At 69.7% G+C, this 17,763-nt stretch carries 17 protein-coding genes; 15 read left to right on the top strand and 2 right to left on the bottom strand.

Annotated features, from left to right (window positions below):
• On the bottom strand, positions 1 to 647 hold a 647-nt coding region (locus tag AC1DXV_RS19905), incomplete at its 3' end, for a PP2C family protein-serine/threonine phosphatase (RefSeq protein ID WP_477935141.1).
• A gap of 80 nt (positions 648 to 727) precedes the next feature.
• Here AC1DXV_RS19905 and nirB point away from each other — a divergent pair.
• The 7 genes from nirB (at position 728) to AC1DXV_RS19940 (ending at position 10,648) form a co-directional block, all read left to right on the top strand.
• Positions 728 to 3,205 carry a nitrite reductase large subunit NirB gene (gene nirB, locus AC1DXV_RS19910; RefSeq protein ID WP_477935143.1) on the top strand — a complete coding sequence of 826 codons (2,478 nt, stop codon included), beginning with the start codon at positions 728 to 730 and terminating at the stop codon, positions 3,203 to 3,205.
• A complete protein-coding gene (gene nirD / locus AC1DXV_RS19915) occupies positions 3,202 to 3,588 on the top strand; it encodes a nitrite reductase small subunit NirD (protein WP_477870526.1) in 387 nt (128 codons plus the stop codon). Before nirB ends, nirD begins: the two co-directional genes overlap by 4 nt.
• A gap of 141 nt (positions 3,589 to 3,729) precedes the next feature.
• Positions 3,730 to 6,504: a nitrate reductase gene (locus AC1DXV_RS19920; RefSeq protein WP_477935145.1), complete on the top strand. Its 2,775-nt coding sequence runs from the start codon at positions 3,730 to 3,732 to the stop codon at positions 6,502 to 6,504.
• Between the two features lie 36 nt (positions 6,505 to 6,540).
• On the top strand, positions 6,541 to 7,629 hold the full coding sequence (locus AC1DXV_RS19925; RefSeq protein WP_477872826.1) for a glycoside hydrolase family 5 protein: 1,089 nt from the start codon (positions 6,541 to 6,543) through the stop codon (positions 7,627 to 7,629).
• A gap of 73 nt (positions 7,630 to 7,702) precedes the next feature.
• The gene (gene ybiB / locus AC1DXV_RS19930; protein WP_477935147.1) at positions 7,703 to 8,656 is read left to right on the top strand and encodes a DNA-binding protein YbiB; all 954 of its coding nucleotides are present in this window, start codon (positions 7,703 to 7,705) and stop codon (positions 8,654 to 8,656) included.
• Positions 8,653 to 9,456 (top strand): uroporphyrinogen-III C-methyltransferase, encoded by an 804-nt coding sequence (gene cobA / locus AC1DXV_RS19935; RefSeq protein ID WP_477935149.1) that lies wholly within the window; start codon positions 8,653 to 8,655, stop codon positions 9,454 to 9,456. The genes ybiB and cobA overlap by 4 nt, the downstream gene beginning before the upstream one ends.
• 58 nt (positions 9,457 to 9,514) lie before the next feature.
• Positions 9,515 to 10,648, top strand: a complete 1,134-nt coding sequence (locus tag AC1DXV_RS19940) for a sterol desaturase family protein (RefSeq protein ID WP_477935151.1) — start codon at positions 9,515 to 9,517, stop codon at positions 10,646 to 10,648.
• 90 nt (positions 10,649 to 10,738) lie between these two features.
• On the opposite strand, the gene AC1DXV_RS19945 is transcribed toward AC1DXV_RS19940, so the two are convergent.
• The gene (locus AC1DXV_RS19945; protein WP_477935153.1) at positions 10,739 to 11,887 is read right to left on the bottom strand and encodes an MFS transporter; all 1,149 of its coding nucleotides are present in this window, start codon (positions 11,885 to 11,887) and stop codon (positions 10,739 to 10,741) included.
• Positions 11,888 to 11,987: 100 nt separating this feature from the next.
• Between AC1DXV_RS19945 and AC1DXV_RS19950 the strand changes: the two genes are divergently transcribed.
• From AC1DXV_RS19950 to AC1DXV_RS19985, 8 genes are all read left to right on the top strand, one after another.
• Positions 11,988 to 13,214 carry a BaiN/RdsA family NAD(P)/FAD-dependent oxidoreductase gene (locus tag AC1DXV_RS19950; RefSeq protein WP_477935155.1) on the top strand — a complete coding sequence of 409 codons (1,227 nt, stop codon included), beginning with the start codon at positions 11,988 to 11,990 and terminating at the stop codon, positions 13,212 to 13,214.
• Between the two features lie 172 nt (positions 13,215 to 13,386).
• On the top strand, positions 13,387 to 13,599 hold the full coding sequence (gene rpsU / locus AC1DXV_RS19955; protein WP_047503026.1) for a 30S ribosomal protein S21: 213 nt from the start codon (positions 13,387 to 13,389) through the stop codon (positions 13,597 to 13,599).
• Between the two features lie 114 nt (positions 13,600 to 13,713).
• Complete coding sequence (locus AC1DXV_RS19960) at positions 13,714 to 14,160, top strand: GatB/YqeY domain-containing protein (protein WP_477935157.1); 447 nt, start codon at positions 13,714 to 13,716, stop codon at positions 14,158 to 14,160.
• Between the two features lie 10 nt (positions 14,161 to 14,170).
• The gene (locus AC1DXV_RS19965) at positions 14,171 to 14,518 is read left to right on the top strand and encodes a protein tyrosine phosphatase family protein (RefSeq protein WP_477869746.1); all 348 of its coding nucleotides are present in this window, start codon (positions 14,171 to 14,173) and stop codon (positions 14,516 to 14,518) included.
• A gap of 23 nt (positions 14,519 to 14,541) precedes the next feature.
• Positions 14,542 to 15,912 (top strand): cache domain-containing protein, encoded by a 1,371-nt coding sequence (locus tag AC1DXV_RS19970; protein WP_477935159.1) that lies wholly within the window; start codon positions 14,542 to 14,544, stop codon positions 15,910 to 15,912.
• Entirely contained in the window at positions 15,909 to 16,556 is a 648-nt protein-coding gene (locus AC1DXV_RS19975; RefSeq protein ID WP_477869750.1) for a response regulator transcription factor, read from the top strand. Before AC1DXV_RS19970 ends, AC1DXV_RS19975 begins: the two co-directional genes overlap by 4 nt.
• An 88-nt stretch (positions 16,557 to 16,644) precedes the next feature.
• On the top strand, positions 16,645 to 17,274 hold the full coding sequence (locus AC1DXV_RS19980; RefSeq protein WP_477869752.1) for a TRAP transporter small permease subunit: 630 nt from the start codon (positions 16,645 to 16,647) through the stop codon (positions 17,272 to 17,274).
• On the top strand, positions 17,271 to 17,763 hold a 493-nt coding region (locus tag AC1DXV_RS19985), incomplete at its 3' end, for a TRAP transporter large permease subunit (RefSeq protein WP_477935161.1). The genes AC1DXV_RS19980 and AC1DXV_RS19985, both read left to right, overlap by 4 nt.

A 17,763-nucleotide genomic window follows, 5' to 3' on the forward strand; every position in this document is an offset into this window, starting at 1 on the left:
GCGCGCACCAGCGCCTCGGCGGCGTCGCGGGCCGAGCCGTCGCGTGCCAGCGCCGCCAGGCGGCGCGGCGCGAGCTGGCCGTGCACGCCGTCGGTGGTCAGCACGAACAGGTCGCCGGTCTGCAGCTCGGCCTGCAGGTAGTCGACGCGCACGCCGTCGTCCAGGCCGATCGCGCGGGTCAGGCGGCCGCGCTGGTCGGGGTGGTCGAAGCCGTGGTCCTGCGTCAGCTGCACCAGCTCGTCGCCGCGCAGCAGGTGGGCGCGGGTGTCGCCCACGTGCGCCAGCGTGAAGCCGTGGCCGCGCAGCACCAGGGCAGTCAACGTGGTCATGCCCATCGCATCGTGCGCGCTGCGCTGGCGGCGCCGGTTGTGGTCGACCAGCCAGCGGTTCTGCGCGGCGATCACGCGGTCGAGGATGGCGGTGGCATGCCAGGTGTCGGGCGCGGCGAAGTAGTCCTGCACGACGCTCATCGCGGTGGTCTGTGCCGCCTCGAGGCCGAGGCCGCCGGACGACACGCCGTCGGCGATCGCCGCGATCAGCCCGCGCGCCGCGTCGTCGCCGTCGGGCACCGGGCAGGCGGCGAAATCCTCGTTGCGCGGGCGTGGCCCCGCCAGGCTGAAGTGGCCGATCTCGACGTCGAAGCTCATGGGCCGCGAGCGTACCGCGTGTCCGGCTGGCCCCCCTTTTGCTTTTATCGCTGCGCAAGCGGCTGGAACTGGAGCGTGTGATGAAGAAGATGAAACTCGTGATGGTCGGCAACGGCATGGCCGGGGTGCGCACGCTGGAAGAGCTGCTGAAGATCGCGCCCGACCTGTACGACATCAGCGTCTTCGGGGCCGAGCCGCACCCGAACTACAACCGCATCCTGCTGAGCCCGGTGCTGGCCGGCGAGCAGACGCTCGACGAGATCGTGCTGAACCCGCTGAGCTGGTACGAGGAGCACGGCATCACGCTGCACCTCGGCAAGAAGGTGGTCGACGTCGACCGGCGCAACCGCGTCGTGCGCGCGGCGGACGGCACCGAGGAGCGCTACGACCGGCTGCTGGTCACGACCGGCTCGAACCCGTTCATCCTGCCGATCCCGGGCAAGGACCTGGAGGGCGTGATCGCCTACCGTGACATCGCCGACACCAACACGATGATCGAGGCCGCCACCCGCTACAAGCACGCGGTGGTGATCGGCGGCGGGCTGCTGGGGCTGGAGGCCGCCAACGGCCTGATGCTGCGCGGCATGCAGGTCAGCGTGGTGCACGTGGCGCCGTGGCTGATGGAGCGCCAGCTGGACGACACCGCCGGCAAGCTGCTGCAGAAGTCGCTGGAGGCACGYGGGCTGAAGTTCCTGATCGGCGCGAACACGCAGGCGCTGATCGGCGACCGCGAGGCCGGCACCGCGGGCCGCGTGATGGCGGTGCAGTTCAAGGACGGCACCGAGGTGCCGGCCGACCTGGTGGTGATGGCGGCCGGCATCCGGCCCAACACCGAGCTCGCCGAGAAGATCGGTCTCCATTGCAACCGCGGCATCGTCGTCACCGACACGATGCAGACGGTGACCGACCCGCGCATCTACTCGGTCGGCGAATGCGCGGCGCACCGCGGCATCGCCTACGGGCTGGTGGCGCCGCTGTTCGAGCAGGGCAAGGTGTGCGCGACGCACCTGGCGGAGTTCGGCATCGGCCGCTACACCGGCTCGCAGACCTCGACCAAGCTGAAGGTGACCGGCATCGACCTGTTCTCGGCCGGCAACTTCATGGGCGGGGCCGATTGCGAGGAGATCGTGATGAGCGATCCGTTCGGTGGCGTCTACAAGAAGCTGGTGATCAAGGACGACAAGCTCGTGGGCGCCTGCATGTACGGCGACACGGTGGACGGCAGCTGGTACTTCAAGCTGCTTCGCGAAGGCCGCACCATCTCCGACATCCGCGACAAGCTGATGTTCGGCGAATCGAACATCGGCGACACCGGCCACGAGGGCCACAACAAGGCGGCCGCGATGGCCGACAGCGACGAGGTCTGCGGCTGCAACGGCGTCACCAAGGGGACGGTCTGCAAGGCCATCAAGGAGAAGGGCCTGTTCACGCTGGAGGAGGTGCGCAAGCACACGAAGGCGAGTGCGTCGTGCGGCTCGTGCACCGGGCTGGTCGAGCAGCTGCTGATGTTCACCGCCGGCGGCGACTACTCGGCGACGCCGAAGAAGAAGGCGATGTGCGGCTGCACCGACCGCAGCCACCAGGAGGTGCGCGACGCGATCCGCAACGAGAAGCTGCTGTCGATCGCATCGGTGTACCAGACGCTGGCGTGGCGCACGCCGAACGGCTGCTCGAGCTGCCGGCCGGCGGTGAACTACTACCTGATCAGCACCTGGCCGAAGGAGGCGCAGGACGATCCGCAGTCGCGCTACATCAACGAGCGCAGCCACGCCAACATCCAGAAGGACGGCACCTACAGCGTGATCCCGCGCATGTGGGGCGGCGAGACGACGGCCGACGAGTTGCGGCGCATCGCCGATGCGGTGGACAAGTACAAGATCCCGACCGTCAAGGTGACCGGCGGGCAGCGCATCGATTTGCTGGGCGTGAAGAAAGAGGACCTGGTCAACGTCTGGAAGGACATCGGCATGCCTTCGGGCCATGCGTATGCGAAGGCGCTGCGCACGGTGAAGACCTGCGTGGGGTCGGAGTGGTGCCGTTTCGGCACCCAGGACAGCACGCAGATGGGCAAGGACCTGGAGCGTGCGCTGTGGCGCATGTATGCGCCGCACAAGGTGAAGCTGGCGGTGAGCGGCTGCCCGCGCAACTGTGCCGAGTCGGGCATCAAGGATGTGGGCGTGATCGGCGTCGATTCGGGCTGGGAGATCTATGTGGGCGGCAACGGCGGCATCAAGACCGAGGTGGCGCATTTCTTCGTGAAGCTGAAGACGGCCGAGGAGGTGCTGGAGTACAGCGGCGCCTTCCTGCAGCTGTACCGCGAGGAAGGCTGGTACCTGGAGCGCACGGTGCACTGGATCGGGCGCGTGGGCCTCGACTACGTGAAGAAGAAGATCCTCGACGATGCCGAAGGCCGCGTGGCGCTGTGGGAGCGATTGAAGTTCTCGCTCGATGGCGAGCCCGACCCGTGGTTCGATTTCGACAAGGCGCGGGTCGACACCCGGCAGTTCACGCCGGTCGGGGCGGCACACGAAACGATCTCGCAAGGAGCAGCGCAATGAGCCAGTGGCAAGCCATCTGCCGCGTCGACGACATCCCGGTGCTGGGTTCGCGCCGCGTGGCGCGCGATGCGGGCGTCGATGTCGCGATCTTCCGCAACGACCAGGACGAGGTGTTCGCGCTGCTCGACCGCTGCCCGCACAAGGGCGGCCCGCTGAGCCAGGGCATCGTGTTCGGCAAGAGCGTCGCGTGCCCGCTGCACAACTGGACGATCGGGCTGGACGACGGATGTGCCCGGGCGCCCGATGATGGCTGCACGCCGCGGTTTGCGGTGCACGTCTCGAATGGCGTGGTGCACCTCGATGCGCTCGAGTTGGCGCAGCACGCGATCGACCTGGTCCGGCCGGTGGCCGGGCCGAAGGTCATTCCGGTGGTGGTCGGCTGATGTTTGCAGCAACACCGTTCGGGCTGAGCCTGTCGAAGCCCTGCATCGCTGAGCAGCAACCCTTCGACACGGGCCCTCGACAAGCTCGGTCCCTGCTCAGGGCGAACGGTTGCATGGTGCGAGCCCCCGGACACGAGCAACATGCGTGAAACCCGCTCCACCTGCCCGTACTGCGGTGTCGGCTGCGGCGTGATCATCGAGTCGAGCGACGACCAGATCACCGGCGTACGAGGCGACCCCGACCACCCCGCGAACTTCGGCCGCCTGTGCACCAAGGGCAGCACGCTGCACCACACCGCCAGCGCCGCCATCACGATGCAATCGCGGCTGCTGCAGCCGATGCAACGCCTCGAGCGAAGCAGCGCACCGAGACCCGTCACCTGGGACACGGCCCTCGACCTCGCCACGGAGCGCTTCGCCAGCACGATCGAACGACACGGCCCCGATTCGGTGGGGTTCTACCTGTCCGGCCAGCTGCTCACCGAGGACTACTACGTCTTCAACAAGCTCGCCAAGGGCCTGATCGGCACCAACAATGTCGACACCAACTCGCGCCTGTGCATGAGCAGCGCCGTCGCCGGCTACAAGCTCACGCTCGGCGCCGATGCGCCACCCGCCTGCTACGACGACCTGGCGCTCGCCAGCACCCTCTTCATCGCCGGCGCGAACACAGCGTGGGCCCACCCGATCCTGTTCCGGCGCATCGAGGATGCGAAACGCGCGAACCCGGCGATGAAGATCATCGTCGCCGACCCGCGCCGCACCGAAACCGCCGAGGCCGCCGACCTGCACCTGCCGCTGCTGCCCGGCACCGACGTGGCCCTCTTCAACGGCATGCTGCACCTGATGCTGTGGGAAGGCCTGGTCGACCACGCCTACATCGCCGCCCACACCGAAGGCTTCGCCGCACTGCGCGACCGCGTGCGCGAGTTCACGCCGAAAGACACCGCGCGCCTCTGCGGCATCGACGAGGCCGCGCTCGTGCAGGCCGCGCGCTGGTTCGCCGATGCCGGCGGCCGCACGCTGTCGCTGTACTGCCAGGGGCTCAACCAGAGYCGCGCCGGCACCTTCAAGAACGCCGCGCTGATCAACCTGCACCTCGCCACCGCGCAGATCGGCAAGCCCGGCGCCGGCCCGTTCTCGCTGACCGGGCAGCCGAACGCGATGGGCGGGCGCGAAGTCGGCGGGCTCGCGAACCTGCTGAGTGCGCACCGCGACCTCGCGAACCCGGCCCACCGCGCCGAAGTCGCCGCGCTGTGGGGCGTGCCCGACGTGCCGGCCGTGCCCGGCAAGACGGCCGTCGAGATGTTCCAGGCAGCCGCCGACGGCGAGATCCGCGCGCTGTGGATCACCTGCACCAACCCCGCGCAATCGATGCCCGACCAGGCGACGGTGCGGCGCGCGCTCGAACGCGCCGAGTTCATCGTCGTGCAGGAGGCCTTCTCCACCACCGCCACCTGCGGCTACGCCGACCTGCTGCTGCCCGCCACCAGCTGGGGCGAGAAGGACGGCACCGTCACCAACAGCGAGCGCCGCATCAGCCGCGTGCGCCCGGCCATCGCCGCGCCCGGCCAGGCCCGCCACGACTGGGCCGCCGCCACCGACTTCGCGCGCCGCCTCGAAGCACGGCTGCGCCCCTCGCTGCCCTCGCTGTTCGACTACGCCACGCCGGAATCGGTCTGGAACGAACACCGCGAAACGACGCGCGGGCGCGATCTCGACATCACCGGGCTCAGCTACCCGCAGCTCGATGCCGCCCCGGCGCAATGGCCCTTCCCCGCCGGCGCCACGGCCGGCCGCGCACGCCTCTACGAAGACGGCCGCTTCCCGACCGACTCCGGCCGCGCCCGCTTCGCCGACACCCCGTACGAACCGCTGGCCGAGCCGCGCGACGCCCGCTTCCCGTTCTCGCTCACCACCGGCCGGCTGCGCGACCAGTGGCACGGCATGAGCCGCACCGGCACCATCGGCCGCCTGTTCGGCCACGTGCCCGAACCGGCCATCGAGATGCATGCGCAGGACCTCGCGCGGCTGAAGCTCGCCGACGGTGACCTGGTGCACGTCACCTCGCGCCGCGGCAGCATCGTGCTGCCGGTGCAGGCGAGCGAGCAGGTCTCGCCCGCGCAGGCCTTCATCGCGATGCACTGGGGCGACGAGTACGTCGGCGGCCAGACCGGCGGCACGCCGATGCGCGGCGTGAATGCGCTGACGACCTCGGCCTTCTGCCCGCGCTCCAAGCAGCCCGAGCTGAAGCACGCCGCCGTCAAGGTGCTGAAGGCCGAGCTGCCATGGCGCCTGCTCGGCGTGGCCTGGCTGCCCGAGGACGAAGCGCTGCGCGTGCGCGAGGCGCTGAAGCCGCTGATGGACGGCTTCGCGTTCGCGAGCTGCGTGCCGTTCGGCCGCGAACGCAGCGGCGTGCTGTTCCGCGCCGCGGCCTACGAGCCGGTGCCCGATGCGGTGCTGGAGCGCATCGAGGCCCTGCTCGGCCTGGCCGCGCCCGAGGTGCTGCACTACGCCGACAAGCGCCGCGGCCAGCGCCGCGCGATGCGGCTCGCGCGCCACGGTGCCGACGAGGCCCGCCTCGAAGGCTTCCTGCTCGCCGGCGACATCAGCGCCGAGGTCTGGATCAAGCCGCTGCTGCAGGACGAACTGCCGGCCCAGGCCTACGGCCGCCTGCTGCTGAGCCCCGGCGCGCGCGCGCCGGTCGCGGTGCCGGCCAGCGGCAAGCAGGTCTGCACCTGCTTCAACGTCGGCGAGCCGGCCATCCTGGCCCAGCTCGAACGCTGCAGCGGCCCCGCCGACCAGCAGCTCGCGCAGCTGCAGGGCGCGCTGAAATGCGGCACCAACTGCGGTTCGTGCATCCCCGCGTTGAAACGCATGGTCCGGTCACGCCTCCAAGCACCGGCCGCTGCCTAGAATCGCCATCGCAAAACAACGATGGAGACAGACAGCATGACGATCATGACGCGCGCAGCGCTGCTGCTGGCCTGCGCCTGCAGCCTGCTCGCCGCCTGCGCCAGCGCGCCCGCCTCGCTGGCCGACTACCCGCCGATGCCCGCCGGCGCGGCACCGGGCGCCTCGCCCCAGGCCATCGAGACCGCCCATGCGATGGGCCGCGGCGTCAACTTCGGCAACATCTTCGACGCCCCCACCGAAGGCGCCTGGAGCCTGCGCTTCGACGCGGCACTGGTCGAGAAGGCCGCCGAAGCCGGCTTCGCGAACGCCCGGCTGCCGGTGCGCTGGAGCAACCATGCGTCGGCCGACGGCGAGGCGCGCATCGATCCGGCGTTCTTCGCGCGCGTCGACGAAGCGGTCGATGCCCTGCTCGACAAGGGCTTCATCGTCGTGCTGAACATGCACCACTACCGCCAGCTCGACGGCGACAAGCTCGATGGCGGCGAGGCCCCGGTGGCCGACGGCCTGCATGCGCTGCGCTTCCTGAACATGTGGAAACAGATTGCCCAGCACTACAGCACGCGTGGCCCCAAGCTGGTGTTCGAGCTCTACAACGAGCCGCACGGCGCGCAGACCACCCGCTGGAACGACCTGGCCGCGCGCGGGCTGCAGGTGGTGCGCCGCAGCAACCCGACACGCATCGTCGTGATCGGGCCGACGCAGTGGAACAGCGCGAACGCGCTCGCGAGCCTGGTGCTGCCGAACGACGCGAACCTGATCGTCACGGTGCACAACTACGAGCCCTTCCACTTCACGCACCAGGGCGCCGAATGGGCCAGCGGCGCCGCGGCCTGGCTGGGCACGTCCTGCTGCGACGCGGCGCAGCTCGCGCAGATGCGCGGCCCGCTCGACACCGCGCTCGCCTGGTCGTTGCGCCATCGCTATCCGATCTACCTCGGCGAATTCGGCGCCTATGGCAAGGCCGCGATGGACGCACGCGCTTCCTACACCCGCCGCATGCGCGACGAGGCCGAGCGCCGCGGCTTCAGCTGGGCGTATTGGGAACTGGCATCCGGCTTCGGCGTCTACGACCCTGCGGCACGCGCCTGGCGCGAGCCCTTGAAGGACGCCTTGCTCGGCCCCTGATCTCTTAACGCATGCCTCATCAAATCGTCGTCGCGTTGGCCCGGTACTTGCGAAACTCGCTCAGGGAGAGCCCATGAGCATCACGAACTACATCAAGGAAATCGGTCGCGGCAAGGAAGGCGCCCGCTCGCTGTCACGCGAGCAGGCGCTCGACCTGATGGGCCGGGTCCTGGACGGCCAGGTCAGCGACCTCGAACTCGGCGCCTTCGCGATGGCGATGCGCATCAAGGGCGAATCGGTGGACGAGCTGGCCGGCTTCCTGCAGGCCGCCTCGGCGCGCTGCCTGCCGATCACCTGCGATCGCACCCTGGTGGTGCTGCCCTCGTACAACGGCGCGCGCAAGCTGCCCAACCTGACCCCGCTGCTCGCGCTGATGCTCGCGCAGGAAGGCGTGCCCGTGCTGGTGCATGGCATGCCCGAGGATCCGGGCCGCGTCACCACCGCCGACATCTTCCAGGTGCTCGGGCTGCCGCTCGCGCGCAGCGCCGACGACGTGGCACAGGCCTGGCGCCGCCGCGAGCCGGTGTTCATGCGCACCGATGCGCTGTGCCCGCCGCTCGCCCGCCTGCTCGATGCGCGCTGGACCATCGGCCTGCGCAACTCCGGCCACACCGTCGCGAAGCTGCTCGACCCGTGCGCGGCCGGCCAGGCGATGCGCGTCGTCAACTACACGCACCCGGAGTACGGCACGATGCTGACCGACTTCCTGCAGCGCACCACCGCGAACGCGCTGCTGATGCGCGGCACCGAGGGCGAACCGGTCGCCGACCCGCGCCGGCTGYCGCGCCTGGACGTCTTCATCGACGGCCAGCCGCGCAGCGAGCTCTCGCTGTCGGCCCACGACGGCGTGCTGCGCGAGCTGCCGGTGCTGCCGCGCACCTGCGATGCGGCCACCACCGCGATGTACATCCAATCGGTCATCAGCGGCGAGAAGCCGGCGCCCGCGCCGCTGACGCAGCAGGTGGCCTGCCTGCTCGACAGCCTCGCGGCGCTGGAGCGGGCGCATCCGAAGGAAAAGACGGCATGAACGATTCCCCGCAGCGCGGTGGCGTGACACTGGTCGGAGCCGGYCCCGGCGACCCGGAGCTGCTGACGCTCAAGGCGATCCGCGCGATCCGCGCCGCCACGGTGCTGCTGGTCGACGACCTGGTCGGCGACGGCGTGCTGCGCTATGCCCGCCGCTCGGCGCGCGTCGTCCATGTCGGCAAGCGCGGTGGCTGCGCGAGCACGCCGCAGGCCTTCATCGAGAAGCTGATGGCCGCCGAGGCGCTGAAGGGCGAGCGCGTGGTGCGGCTGAAGGGCGGCGACCCGTTCGTGTTCGGCCGCGGCGGCGAGGAGATGCAGCACCTGCGCGCGCAGGGCATCGAGGTGTCGGTGGTCAACGGCATCACCTCGGGCCTGGCCGCGGCGACCTCGCTCGACGTGCCACTGACGCACCGCGACCATGCGCACGGCGTCATCCTGGTGACCGGCCATGCGAAGGAATCGGGTGCCTCCCCCGATTGGCCGACGCTCGCCGCCGCGGCCGCGCAGGGGCTGACGCTCGTCATCTACATGGGCGTGGCGCAGGCGGCCACGCTGCAGTCGGGCCTGCTGCAGGCGCTGCCGGCGCACACGCCGGTGGCGGTGGTGCAGCATGCGAGCCAGCCGCAGCAGCGGCATGCGCTCGGCACGCTCGGCGACCTGTGCGGGCTGATCGAGCGCGAGCAGCTCGGCAGCCCGGCGATCATCCTGGTCGGCGAGGTGCTGCGCGGGCTGCAGGCGCGTGACGATCTGCCGGGCAGCGTGCGCGAATCCCTCCAAATGGGGGTCGCCCGGGTCGCCTGAAGACGGGGGCATCGCCGCATAATCCCCGGCCACGAGATGTTGGCGGAGTGAGGACCTGATGCTCAAGATCGACAAGCTGAACCGCCTGACGGCCTCGCATGGCCCGCTGCAACGCGGCCACGGCATGGTGACCGGCGTGATCGCGCTGGGGCTGGCCATCTTGTGCTTCCTGGGCGTGATCGCGTTCCACTTCCCGCAGTACCTGACGACGCCGGAGCTGCGCCAGAGCTACAACGTCGACGTGATCCGGCAGGTGCTGCTGGTGGCGTTGGTGATCGCCGGCTCGCTGTCGCTGTTCAACATCATCCGCGGCCAGGCGCGCTGGCTGGCCTTCGCGTCTTTCGTGCTCGTGGCCGCGTCGCTGGCCTGGGGCGGCCACAAGGTGCCGGTCAGCAGCGATTTCCCCGACCACACGCCCTACCTCGGCCTCGACTGGTTCATCCTCGACCTGCTGGGCTCGACGCTGATCTTCGTGTTCATCGAGAAGCTGTTCGCGCTGCGCCGCACGCAGCCGGTGTTCCGCGCCGAATGGCAGACCGATTTCCACCACTTCATCGTGAACCACATGGTGGTCGGCTTCGTGCTGCTGGCGACCAACCTGCTGGTGCACCGGCTGTTCGGCTGGGCCGCGCACGACGGCATCCGCGGCTGGGTCACCGGCCTGAACTTCTGGGTCGCGCTGTTCCTGATCGTGCTGGTGGCCGACCTGGTGCAGTACTGGACGCACCGCGCGTACCACGAGGTGCCGCTGCTGTGGCGCCTGCATGCGGTGCACCACAGCGTGAAGAGCATGGACTGGCTGGCCGGCTCGCGCCAGCACATCCTCGAGCTGCTGATCACGCGCACGCTGGTGCTGGCGCCGATCTACGTGCTGGGCTTCAGCAAGGAAGTGATCGACGCCTACATCGTCGTGGTCGGCTTCCAGGCGGTGTTCAACCACGCCAACGTCAGCGTGCGGCTCGGCCCGCTGCGCTACCTGATCGTGACGCCGAACTTCCACCACTGGCACCACTCGCAGGACGACGAGGCGATCGACAAGAACTACGCGGCGCACTTCGCGTTCATCGACTACCTGTTCGGCACCGCGGTGAAGGCGGACCGGAAGTGGCCGGATCAGTACGGGGTGGTCGGCGACTACGTGCCGAACGGGTTCTTCAAGCAGCTCAGGTTTCCGTTCATCTGGAAGGGGTGATGACGACCCCTCGCCCGGTGGGTACACCGGACGGTCCCCCGAGGGGACACGGGCCGGCTTGGGGCGGCCCGGCGCTCGGCCCGTCCGCGCTCAAACCGCCGCTGGTCTGAGTGCCCGCGGCGCCGCGGCCGCGAGGATCCCCGCGAACAGCGATACCGTCGCGAGGCCGAGCGTCAGCGACGCGTGCTCCGCGATGATCCCGATCAGCGGCGGGCCGGCCATCATCCCCAAGTAGCCGACCGACGCGACCACCGCGATGCCGTGCGCCGGGTTCGCATCCACCTTCGCCGCGGCGCTGAACAGCACCGGCACCACGTTCGCGAAGCCCAGGCCCACCAGCGCGAAGCCCACCAGCGCCACCATCGGGTGGCCAACCAGCAGCACCGCCGCCATCGAGGCCGCGGCCAGCGCCGCGCTGCCGCTCATCAGCACGGCCGGCGAGACCCGCTCGCGCACCCAGTCGCCGGCGAAGCGCGCCGCCGCCATCGCGGCGCTGAAGCTCGCATAGGCCAGCGCCGCGAAGCTCGCCTCGCTGGCGAGCTCCTGCTTCATGTACAGCACGCTCCAGTCGTACATTGCGCCCTCGGCGATCAGGCCCAGCGCCCCCAGCACGCCCAGCAGCGCCAGCAGCCCACGCGGCAGCTCGAAGCCGCCCTTGTCGTCCGACCCGGCGATCGTGCGCAGCATCACCGCCCCGGCCCCGCCGATCGCCGCCGCACCGAGCACCGCCATCGCCACCAGGTGCGTCGCGCCGCCGACCTCGTGCGACAGCAGCAGGCTGCCCAGCCCCGCGCCGACCATGCCGCCGAGGCTGAACATGCCGTGGAAGCCGCTCATCAGGCTGCGCCCGGCCAGCTGCTCCAGCTCGCCGGCGGCCGCGTTGATCGACACATCGAACAGGCTGGTGCCGACACCGAACACCACCATCACCGCCACCAGCCCTGCGTAGGCGTGCGACGACAGCAGCAGCGCCAGGCACAGCGCGGTCGCACCGCCCGACAGCAGCGCCGCCCGCCGCGCGCCGAGCCGCCCGACCCAGCGGCCCGCCTGCGTCAGCGTCGCGACCGCGCCGACGCCGGCGGCCAGCATCGCGATCGCGAGTGCCTGCTCGCCGAGCGCGTAGTGCTGCTTGATGGTCGGCACGTGCACGCCGAAGCTCGCGAACAGCACGCCGGCGACGAAGAACTGCAGGCGCACGGCCCAGGTGGCGCGCGCCACGGCGATCGGATCAGGTGTCATCGGTGGGGGCAATCGGTTGCGGAGGGTCGGAAAGGGGCCGATTCTAGGAAGGGCGCACGCCCCGACCTGTCACAGATTGCGGTGCCGGGATAATCCGGCGATGCATTCGTACGACGTGGTGGTGATCGGCGCAGGCGCGGCCGGCTTGTTCTGCGCGGGGATCGCCGGCCAGCGCGGCGCCCGCGTGCTGCTGATCGACCATGCCGAGAAGCTGGCCGAGAAAATCCGCATCTCCGGCGGCGGGCGCTGCAATTTCACGAACCGCGACGCGGGGCCGGCGAACTTCCTGTCGGAAAACCCGAACTTCTGCCGCTCGGCACTGGCCCGCTACACGCCGCAGGATTTCATCGGCCTGGTGCAACGCCACCGCATCGCGTGGCACGAGAAGCACAAGGGCCAGCTGTTCTGCGACGAATCGGCCGAAGACATCATCGGCATGCTGCTGCGCGAGTGCGAGCAAGGCGGCGTGACGCGCTGGCAGCCGTGCGGCGTGACGGCGGTGCGCGGCGAGCCGGAGCGCTTCGAGCTCGACACGGCGCGCGGCCCGGTGCGCTGCCGCCGGCTCGTCATCGCGACCGGCGGGCTGTCGATCCCCAAGATCGGCGCCACCGACTTCGGCTACCGCGTCGCGAAGCAGTTCGGCCACAAGCTGGTCGACACCCGGCCGGCGCTGGTGCCGCTGACCTTCGCGGCGGCCGAATGGGCACCGTTCGTCGAACTGGCCGGGCTCTCGCTGCCGGTGGCGATCAGCACCGGCGCCGGCCGGGCGCGGGCCCGCTTCGTCGAGGACCTGCTGTTCACGCACCGCGGGCTCAGCGGCCCGGGCGTGCTGCAGATCTCGAGCTTCTGGAAGCCCGGCACGCCGCTGCAGCTCGACCTGGCGCCCGATCGCGACCTGGCCGCGGAATTCCTGCACGCCAAGGCCAGTTCGCGCAAGCAGCTGGGCAACGAACTGGCGACGCTGCTGCCGGCCCGGCTGGCCGCGGCGTGGCTGCAGGCCCGCCCTGGTTTGTCGGATCGCCCGGTGGCCGACCTGAAGGATCGCGACCTGCAGCAGCTCGCCGCCGGCCTGCAGGGCTGGCAGTTGGCGCCCGACGGCACCGAGGGCTACCGCAAGGCCGAGGTCACCGCCGGCGGCGTCGACACCCGGGAGCTCAGCTCGCAGACGCTGGAAAGCCGCCGCATGCCCGGCCTGCACTTCATCGGCGAGGTGGTCGACGTGACCGGCTGGCTGGGCGGCTACAACTTCCAGTGGGCCTGGGCCAGCGCCGCAGCCTGCGCGGCGGCCGTCGCCGACCGCCTGCAGCCCGTTGAAAGCAGTCACTGACACCCCGCTTGCGCGTCAGGGAACTATGGCTATAATCGCGGTCTTTGCTGGCAAACCCGCGCCGCGATCTCATCAAAATCTTCGTCCATGCCCCAGGCTGGATTCCGGAACCTCCTTCCTGAGAGCCCGGGCGAACGACAGTGAGACACCGAGCGCAAAAACTTCTGGATCTATGACTTCGATTCGCGTCAAAGAAAACGAGCCGTTCGACGTGGCTCTGCGCCGTTTCAAGCGCACCATTGAAAAGCTGGGCCTGCTGACCGACCTGCGCGCCCGTGAGTTCTACGAAAAGCCCACCGCCGAGCGCAAGCGCAAGAAGGCTGCGGCCGTCAAGCGCCACTTCAAGCGCATCCGCAGCATGCAGCTGCCGAAGCGCCTGTACTGAGATTTCAAGTTGATTCGGCGCTGACCTGGCGCTGGAGCACAGCGAAGCCCGCGCCACGCGGGCTTTGTCGTTTTTGATCCTCGCTTTCGACCCTCACCTATTCGAGCACCTGCGATGACCCTGAAAGACCAGATCACCGAAGACATGAAGACCGCGATGCGTGCGAAGGACGCCGCCCGCCTGCTGACGATCCGCGGCCTGCTCGCGGCGCTGAAGCAGAAAGAGGTCGACGAGCGCATCGTGCTCGACGACGCCGCGGTGATCGCGATCGTCGACAAGCTGATCAAGCAGCGCAAGGATTCGATCACACAGTTCGCCGCCGCCAACCGCACCGACCTGGTCGACAAGGAAACCGCCGAGCTGGCCGTGCTCGAAGGCTACCTGCCGCAGCGCCTGTCGGCCGACGAGATCGCGGCCGAGGTCGGCAGGATCGTCACCGAGCTGGGCGCCACCGGCCCCGGCGACATGGGCAAGGTGATGGGCGCGGTGAAGACCCGCCTGGCCGGCAAGGCCGACATGGGCCTGGTGTCCGCCGCGGTCAAGCAAGCCTTGAGCAAATAGGTCGCCAACCATGAGCGATCCCGTCGTCCAGCAGCTCAGCGCCGATGTCTGCGTCGCGCCCCAGCTCGAACCGGCCGCGATGGCCTGGGCCGCGCAGCAGGGCTTCAAGAGCGTGATCAACAACCGCCCCGATTTCGAGGGCGGCCCCGATCAACCCACCAGCGCCGCCGTCGAAGCCGCCGCGCTCGCGGCCGGCCTGCAGTACGCGCACCTGCCGGTCGCGCCGGCCGTGCAGACGCCCGAGCAGGTGGCCGAGTTCGCATCGCTGCTGGCCTCGCTGCCCAAGCCGATCCTCGCGTTCTGCCGCACCGGCACGCGCTCCGGCAAGCTCTACCGGGCCGCGACAGGCTCCGCCTGACCCCGCAGCCACGGCGGCCGTCCATGCGCCTGAAGCTGAAGGTCTTCCTGTTCGCGGTGATCCCGCTGATCGCGTCGCTGCTGCTGATCGCGGTCGCGGTGCGCCAGAAAGAGAACGACCTCGCCGCCCGCGAGCGCGCCGTCGTCGAGGCCGCGACGATGGCGTCCAAGCAGACCGAGCTGCGCCACTACGTCGACCTCGCGCAGAGCACGATCGCGCCGCTCTACGCCTCCGGCCGTGACGACGATGCCACCAAGGAGCAGGCGATCCGCCGCCTCGCCTCGCTCGACTACGGCAGCGACGGCTACTTCTTCCTCTACGACCTGGCCGGCAAGAACCTGATGCACCCGCGCCAGCCCGAGCTGGTCGGCCAGCCGATGTGGGACATGCGCGACGCCAACGGCGAGCCGGTGATCCAGCGGCTGATCGCACGCGCCCGCGAAGGCGGCGGCTTCGTTGAATACCTGTGGCGCAAGCCGTCGACCGGGCAGGTGACGMCCAAGCTCGGCTACGTGGTCGCGCTGCCGCGCTGGAACTGGATGTTCGGCACCGGCCTGTACCTCGACGACGTGCAGGCCACGATGAAGCAGCTCGACCAGCAGGTCACCGCCAACATCGCCGACACGATGTGGTGGATCGCCGGCATCGCGCTGCTGGGCATCGTGCTGATCGGCGGCAGCGGGCTCGCGCTCAACGTCAGCGAGCAGCGCATCGCCGATGCCAAGCTGCGGCTGCTGGCGCGCCAGGTCGTGCAGTCGCAGGAGGACGAACGCGCCCACCTCTCGCGCGAGCTGCACGACAGCACCAGCCAGACGCTGGTGTCGATCAAGCTGCTGATGGAATCGTCGGTCGCGCAGCTCGGCGCGGCCGCGCCGGCCACGCTGACCAAGGCGCTGCTGCGCCTGAACGGCGCGCTCGGCGAGGTGCGCGAGATCTCGCACCGGCTGCGCCCGGCCGAGCTCGACGTGCTGGGCCTGCCGGCCGCCCTCGCCCACCTGGGCGAAGAGTTCGGCGAGCAGCGCCGCCTGCCGCTGCAGGTGCGGGTGCGCGGCGAACCGGCCGAGGGCCTGCCGAACGAGATCAACACCGTGCTGTTCCGCGTGACGCAAGAGGCGCTGAACAACATCGACAAGCACGCGGCCGCGTCGCACATCGCGCTGCGGCTGGCCTTCGGCGCCGGCGGCGTGCGGCTGCGCGTGATCGACGACGGCCGCGGCTTCGACGTCGGCGCGATGCAGCATCACCCGCGCCGCGGCATCGGGCTGCGCAACATGCGCGAGCGGCTGGCGTCGATCGGCGGGAGCCTGAACGTGTCGTCGAAACCCGGCCGCACCGAGGTCGTCGCCGACGTGCCCACCTCGGCCATTCGACGCTTCGCCACCACCGCCTCATGACCCCGAACGCCACCCGCCTGCTGATCGTCGACGACCACCCGCTGGTGCGCGAGGGCCTGAAGGCCCGGCTGTGCAGCGTGGCCGGCATCGACGTGGTCGGCGAGGCCGGCGACGCGGCCGAGGCCTTCGCGCAGCTCGCCGCGCACGCCGTCGACCTGGTGCTGATGGACATCGGCATGAAAGACGTGAACGGCATCGAACTCACGCGCCGCCTGCTCGCCGAGCGGCCGGCGCTGCGCGTGCTGGTGCTCAGCATGTACGACAACCCCGAGTACGTGAACCGCGCGATGCAGGCCGGCGCGCGCGGCTACGTGCTGAAGGACGCGCCGTCGACCGACATCATCGAGGCGATCGCCGCGGTGCAGGCCGGCGAGACCTTCCTCAGCGCCGCGATCTCGGGCCGGCTGATGCGGGCGCAGACGCCGCGGCCGGTGATGTCGCTGCGCGAGAGCGAGATCCTCGCGTGCCTGGCCAAGGGCCGCTCGAGCAAGCAGATCGCGCAGGACCTGAACCTGAGCGTGCGCACCGTCGAATCGCACCGCCAGAACATCAAGCGCAAGCTGAACCTCGAAGGCCAGGCGGAGCTGATCAAGTACGCGGTGGAGCACTGCCGGGATTTCGGTGACACCCCGGCCGCCACGTAGTTTCACTTAGCTGTTTGACCCGTTGCCGGACGGATCCGGATCGGGTCTGATTCCACCCTGCCAAAAGAACCAGTCCTGGAGACGTTTCGTGCAACCCCTCTTGTCCTTCTCACGCCTGGTCGACCGGCTGAACGAGTTCGTCGGCCGGTGGCTCGCGTGGCTCGTGCTGGCGGCCGTGCTGATCAGCGCCGGCAATGCCATCGTCCGCAAGGTGTTCAACGTCAGCTCGAACGCCTACCTCGAGATCCAGTGGTACCTGTTCGCCGCGGTGTTCCTGCTGGCCGCCGGCTACACGCTGCTGCGCCAGGAGCATGTGCGCATCGACGTGATCTCGGGCCGCTTCTCCAAGCGCACGCAGGTCTGGATCGACATCGTCGGCATCTGCGCCTTCCTGATGCCGTTCGTGATCGTCGCGATCAAGCTGGTGTGGCCGGTGGTGGTCAGCAAGTACCAGAGCGGCGAGGTCTCGGGCAACGCCGGCGGCCTGGTCCTGTGGCCGGCCTGGGTGCTGCTGCCGGTGGGGCTGGCGCTGCTGGGCCTGCAGGGCCTGTCCGAGCTGATCAAGCGGGTGGCCTTCCTGAAGGGCCTGGTGCCCGATCCCACGAAGAAGGGCAGCGCGAAATCGGCCGAGGAAGAACTCGCCGAGTTCCTGCGCCAGCAAGAGGTGGCGGTGCGTGAGAAGGCCGCCCTCGAGAACACCCGAGGGAGCACGAAATGATCGAGTTCCTGTCCGCCAACATGGCGCCGATCATGTTCGGCAGCCTGATCGTGTTCCTGCTGTTCGGCTACTCGGTCGCGTTCTCGCTGGCCGCCTGCGGGCTGCTGTTCGGCTTCATCGGCATCGAGCTCGGCCTGCTGCCGTCGGCGCTGATGCAGGCGCTGCCGCTGCGCATGTTCGGCATCATGCAGAACGACACGCTGCTCGCGGTGCCGTTCTTCACCTTCATGGGGCTGCTGCTCGAACGCTCGGGCATGGCCGAGGACCTGCTCGACACCATCGGCCAGCTGTTCGGCCCGATCCGCGGCGGCCTCGCGTTCGCGGTGATCCTGGTCGGCGCGATGCTGGCCGCCACCACCGGCGTCGTCGCCGCGTCGGTGATCTCGATGGGGCTGATCTCGCTGCCGATCATGCTGCGCTACGGCTACGACCGGCGCGTCGCGTCGGGCGTGATCGCCGCGTCGGGCACGCTCGCGCAGATCATCCCGC

The organism is Rhizobacter sp. P3_C12 (genome assembly GCF_056402735.1).

Excerpts from the sequence above, each read along its gene's own strand:
- rpsU (WP_047503026.1), top strand. The coding sequence starts at position 13,387 with ATGACTTCGATTCGCGTCAAAGAAAACGAGCCGTTCGACGTGGCTCTG.
- AC1DXV_RS19940 (WP_477935151.1), top strand. The coding sequence starts at position 9,515 with ATGCTCAAGATCGACAAGCTGAACCGCCTGACGGCCTCGCATGGCCCG.
- AC1DXV_RS19925 (WP_477872826.1), top strand. The coding sequence starts at position 6,541 with ATGACGATCATGACGCGCGCAGCGCTGCTGCTGGCCTGCGCCTGCAGC.
- nirD (WP_477870526.1), top strand. The coding sequence starts at position 3,202 with ATGAGCCAGTGGCAAGCCATCTGCCGCGTCGACGACATCCCGGTGCTG.
- AC1DXV_RS19950 (WP_477935155.1), top strand. The coding sequence starts at position 11,988 with ATGCATTCGTACGACGTGGTGGTGATCGGCGCAGGCGCGGCCGGCTTG.
- AC1DXV_RS19960 (WP_477935157.1), top strand. The coding sequence starts at position 13,714 with ATGACCCTGAAAGACCAGATCACCGAAGACATGAAGACCGCGATGCGT.
- AC1DXV_RS19945 (WP_477935153.1), bottom strand. The coding sequence starts at position 11,887 with ATGACACCTGATCCGATCGCCGTGGCGCGCGCCACCTGGGCCGTGCGC.
- AC1DXV_RS19975 (WP_477869750.1), top strand. The coding sequence starts at position 15,909 with ATGACCCCGAACGCCACCCGCCTGCTGATCGTCGACGACCACCCGCTG.
- AC1DXV_RS19965 (WP_477869746.1), top strand. The coding sequence starts at position 14,171 with ATGAGCGATCCCGTCGTCCAGCAGCTCAGCGCCGATGTCTGCGTCGCG.